Below are 5,099 nucleotides of genomic sequence, written 5' to 3'. Positions count from 1 at the left end.
CCCACATTACCCAGAGAGCTGCAGGCAGGGAACCGCTTTTTCTGGAGGACGGCGATTACCTGACCATGCTTGGCCTGCTAAAAAACACAGCAGAAGAGCATGATGTCAAATTTTATGCCCTGGCGTTAATGCCCAATCATGTCCACCTCCTTCTGGAACCCCGCAAGGACAATCTGAGCCAGGCCATGCATTCCATATTCTTTCGTTATGCCAGGCGCTTCAACCACAAGTATGAACGGCGCGGTCACATATTCGGCGGTCCTTTCAGACAGGCCGTGTGTCTGGACAACACTTATCTTCTGGCGGCATCGATCTATGTTCATCTAAACCCGGTCCGGGCAGGATTGATAAAACAGGCACAGGAGTACAGGTGGTCATCCTGCAGTCTTTACACCCGCTTTGACCCCCCGTCCTCCTTTGTCGATCCAGGCCCTGTCCTTACTTTGCTGGACCAGGATCAGGACCAGGCCAGAAATTATTATGCCACATTGTTGCAAGGGGCCGGAAGCCAATCCCCCGGAAATGCCCTGGAGCAGGAGGGAGTGATTGAGAAGCTGTTGAACGTCCTTGTCCGTTTGTTTCCGGGTCTTTTAAAGAAAGTGGCACGTAAGGACCAGGCTGCCCAAAAGAGTGGCCAACAACTTCCTGAGCTGCCTGAGCTTGACGATCTTTTGCACAAGGTCTTGTCCGGCAAGCCCAGATCCCCTGAGACAATTAAGGCCAGAAGATACTTGGTGGAACAGCTTGTGGCCCGCGGCTACAAGAAAACTGAAATCTCCGAACGGCTGCAATTGAACAGGAAAACTGTGTACAACATCCTGCGCAGACAAGATCAGCTTTAACCATTTCATGCATGGTATGTTTTGGGCAATTAAGCATGTCATTTACCCATTTCAGGCAATGCATGAATTGGGCAACAAGATTAAAATCCTGTCAAAAAAACTCTTTTCTTATCCGGGTTGCGGGCATCGCCCTCCTTTAGTAGAGAGGAGGCGTAAGAGATAATGTTTAATATCTAAGCAAAAAATTTCCAGAGGTTGCTATGGCAAATAAAGATGAAAAAAGTTCCGAATCAAATTTTCAGCCGGGTACGGGTACAGCACAGGAAAGAGCCGGCCTGATAGCCGAAAAGACAGCTGGTGCCGGGCCTGGCGGTTACTTTGTTCTTTACCGGGGACAATACCGTGAACTTCCGGTTATTGATATTTCTCAGGATAAACTGGTTTACCGGGCTGATAACGGCCGCCTGATTACCGACCTGCAAAAGCTTCAAAAGAAAAAAGGCCTGGAGCCGGATTACCACAGCAAAAGGCAGGAAGAGCCCCGGGTACAAAAAGATCTTCACCGTCTTCTGGTAAACCTGTCACAGGATTCCCAGGGTCCTATATACCAGGAGCTGGAACTAAAGGGCATGCAGACAGAGGCCCTGCTTATTACCAGTGATGGAATTGTAGTAAACGGCAACCGCAGGCTGGCTGCCATGAGGGAGCTGCTTTTTAGAGAACCTGACAGATACAACCGTTTTTCCACTGTCAGGGCTGCGGTTCTTCCTGCTGAAGCTGGAGCTCAGGATATTGAATATGTAGAAGCTGCCCTGCAGTTGGCTCCTGAGACCAAGCTGGCCTACAGCTGGATCAATCGGCGTCTGACCCTGCGCAGGCACAGAGACATATTAAAGCTGCCCCTTGATAAAATCCTGGAGAGCTACAGGCTGCAGAGCGCCCAGGAGCTGGATACCGAGCTTCAGGAGCTGGCACTGGCTGAGTCGTACCTGGCGGACTACTGCCTGCAGCCCGAAGAGTATTCCCTGGTGGATGAGGAAGAAGAACAGTTCAGGGACCTCAATGCAACTCTGCAGGATCCAGTCACACCTTATCCAGAACTCTGGAAGCTGGCGGGTTTTGCCATGATTTTCAATCGGAAAAAATTAAAGCTCAAGCTCAAAGGCTACTTTCCTTTTGCTGAGGCCAAGCCGGCTTTCGCCCCCAGACAGGCCTTGTTTGAGCTTGCCGGTGAAGAGGGCCTTTTGAGCAGACAGCAGGTAGAAAGCCAGGATAAACTTCCCATCAAGACTCAACAGGAACTGGCGGCATTACTGGGTCAAAAATCAGAATCCCAGCGGCTGGCTCAGGCTGTTGTAGACATTCTGGATCAGATACGCATAGACTATCACGACAAAAGCGCTCCTAAACGATTGATCAAAAACATGAAGCAGGCCCGCAAAATATCGGAGAAGCTGGGTATGCACACCCTGAACAGTAAACAGAAAGCAGAGCTGGCTTCAGAGCTTGCAGCCATAAAACATCACAGCAGTCGCCTGCTGGAAGACAGCCCGGATGCTCCACCTCCAATGTCCCACAGGGCCAGAAAGCTGCGTAAATTGAGGGAAAACCCCTATGCCTACTTTGCAGATGCCAAAAATCCCCTGATGCGCAAGCTCAAGGTATTCTTCACCCCAAAGAAATAAATGTAAAAAGGCGTTTGCCAGCAAAGAATAGATGGATTATAATAATGTAAATCGACAAAACTTACAGTTAACAGAGACCATGAATGCCTGAACTATCTCGGTTTTTGGGAATCGTTATTGGTATCTTTCCCCGGGAACACCCACCACCGCATTTTCACGCTGTTTATGGTGACTATCAGATTACAGTAAATATCAAAACTGGAGTCGTTCACGGAACCTTTCCAAAAAGATCTTTACGGCATGTCTTGGAATGGTATGATGAGCACCAACAGGAACTTCTTGAGGCTTGGGATTGTATCCAAGCAGGCGATTACCCTCCAAAAATAAAACCATTGGAGTAAGTCATGATACCTAAAATTATCGATGCCCGATATGTTCAGGATTACACAATTTATATCCGGTTTGCCGACGGTGCGGAAGGTTATGTTGATTTGAAAAACGAACTTTATGGACCTATGTTTGACCCGTTAAAACAACTAGACTTTTTCAAGCAGTTTTCCATCCATCAAGATTTTTGCACTTTGTGCTGGCCCAATGGCGCTGATATAGCCCCTGAGTATCTTTATGAGCAGATCCGTGTCCCAGCATAGGAAGGCCTTGAGTGCCCTAGCACCCAGATTATCGTTGGGTTTATTATGCGTGTTTTGTTTTTCACTTCAGGCATAATAATTGTCGTGGACCAAAGATTCCCATACGAAGTCCGCGAGTAACAGCTTAAAAAGCATCCTTTGCTTTCAAAGCCGTTGTCAGCAGTGTTCTCTCACCAGCCCCCAGCAGACCCTCAGCCACTTCCCCATTTCATGCATGGTATGCTTTGGGCAATTAGTCCCCCAGATTCCCCATTCCATGCATGGCTTGTTTTTTTCGGAGCCAGGTCTCTGAGACCAGCAAGTGATTGATGTTGGAATTTATCAGATAATTATTAATAAAGGAATAAACCAGATGAACAGACAGGAACTGATAAAAAAGGCCGCTGAAATCAAGACGCCCTCAAAGCAGGCCGCAAGGCAATTTCAGGAAGCCAGCCCTTCGCTTGTGGACGAATTGAACCAGATCATGAACTCCAGATCAGACCTGGAAAAACTCATAGGCAAAAACAACCGGGAAATGATGCTGGACAACCACAACAATCATGCCCGTTTCATGTCCGCTCTGCTTGTGGACTACCGCCCCGAGGTCCTGGTGGATACGGTTTTCTGGGTCCTGCGAACTTACAGGGCTCACGGATTCCAGCCTGCATACTGGCCTGCCCAGCTTAATGCCTGGCTGCAGCTTCTTCAAAAGCACTTAAGCCCGGAAGCCTATGAAGAAGTAAGCCCTGTTTACAATTTTATTATAGTTAATCAGGCCTTTTTTGACAGATCAAACCCGGCCTGCCCTGAAGATCTGCAGACACCAGAACATCCTGGAACAGCTTTTTAAAAAGAACGATGTGCAGCAATTGCCGGAACAGGCAATGATCCTGCAAAAAAGATTTGATCAGGCCAGGCAGGAGGTAGAGAGCTTTCTTCGGGAGCAGGAATAACCGGGATTCCTTAAGAAGAAGAATATCTCACGCCCGGCCTGAAGCAGGCCTAGAGCCGCCCCGGTGAAATCCGCTACGCTGAGACTGCGTCTATTATCACTGGCAGGCAGAGCCCACAGAGAGAAAAGCAGGAGTAAGAGTTTTAATCATGTCCACCGAGTCGGTGTATATGGATTACATGCTCCCCGCCGGGTGGAAAACCTTTTTCATGGGAAGAAGGGGACAGTCTCTTCTTGCGTTTGATTTCATCTTATGCTATCCATTCTTTCAATAGCTCAACCACCAGTCTTAAAGGAGGTATCTCATGCCCCGCATAGCCCGCTTTATCCGCAATGACCGTCAAACCGTCTATCACGTTATTTCCCGTACTGCTCTGGCAGGCCTTACCATCAAGGATACTGACAAGGATTATCTGTTGGGGCTTATCAACAGATTGAGCAGACTTTACTTTGTTGACGTGCTGGGTTTCGCAGTTATGGGTAACCATTTCCACCTGGTAGCCCGGATGCACCCTGAGGATGAGATTTCTAATTCAGATATCATCAAGAGGTGGCAGGAATATTATGGTGACAAGGTCGAGATGCCTACTGACCGGATGGTTGAGGTCAAAAAGAGGCTTTGCAGCCTGGGTGCTTATGTAAAAGACATCAAGCAGAACTTTACCCGGTATTATAATAAGAAGCACAGACGGCAGGGATTTTTCTGGGGTGGCCGGTTTAAGAGTATGATTGTACAGGAAGGAAGCACTCTGGTTAATCTGCTGGCGTATGTGGATTTAAACCCTATCCGTGCCGGTATTGTGAAGAAACCAGAGGACTACCGCTGGAGTTCTCTTGGTTACCATACCCAGGCCGGCAATAAAGACAGTTTCTTATCCATTGATTTTGGGCTCAAGGAATGGAACGAGCTGGACCCCAAAGAGATTGTCCGCAAGTACAGGCAGTTCGTATATGAAACCGGAGCTGTGGATGCGGGCAAAGGCAAAACTATTGACCAAAAGGTTGTGGAAAAGGCCAGGAAGAAAGGCTACAAGATATCCAGAGTAGAGCGCTTCAGATACAGATGCCGGTATTTTACAGATTCCGGGGTTATCGGCGGGAAGGACTT

The 5,099-nt window shown here is 48.2% G+C and carries 6 protein-coding genes; all 6 read left to right on the top strand.

Translation table 11 applies throughout. The features are described from left to right. Positions 1 to 842, top strand: an 842-nt coding sequence (locus QZP87_RS07535) for a transposase (RefSeq protein WP_291322307.1), incomplete at its 5' end; no start/stop codon positions are given. 200 nt (positions 843 to 1,042) lie between these two features. Continuing rightward, on the top strand, positions 1,043 to 2,467 hold the full coding sequence (locus QZP87_RS07530; protein WP_291322306.1) for a hypothetical protein: 1,425 nt from the start codon (positions 1,043 to 1,045) through the stop codon (positions 2,465 to 2,467). Positions 2,468 to 2,550: 83 nt separating this feature from the next. Then, entirely contained in the window at positions 2,551 to 2,808 is a 258-nt protein-coding gene (locus QZP87_RS07525) for a DUF4160 domain-containing protein (protein ID WP_291322305.1), read from the top strand. A 3-nt stretch (positions 2,809 to 2,811) separates the two neighbouring features. Beyond that, positions 2,812 to 3,057: a DUF2442 domain-containing protein gene (locus tag QZP87_RS07520; protein WP_291322304.1), complete on the top strand. Its 246-nt coding sequence runs from the start codon at positions 2,812 to 2,814 to the stop codon at positions 3,055 to 3,057. Between the two features lie 352 nt (positions 3,058 to 3,409). Further along, a complete protein-coding gene (locus QZP87_RS07515) occupies positions 3,410 to 3,889 on the top strand; it encodes a hypothetical protein (protein ID WP_291322303.1) in 480 nt (159 codons plus the stop codon). Between the two features lie 407 nt (positions 3,890 to 4,296). Beyond that, on the top strand, positions 4,297 to 5,099 hold an 803-nt coding region (locus tag QZP87_RS07510), incomplete at its 3' end, for a transposase (RefSeq protein WP_291322302.1).

Source organism: Desulfonatronospira sp. (genome assembly GCA_003563255.1).
In the GTDB taxonomy this organism is placed as follows: Bacteria; Desulfobacterota; Desulfovibrionia; order Desulfovibrionales; family Desulfonatronovibrionaceae; genus Desulfonatronospira.
Note: the sequence above shows the minus strand (reverse complement) of the source record. Positions and strands in the feature narration are given on the sequence as shown.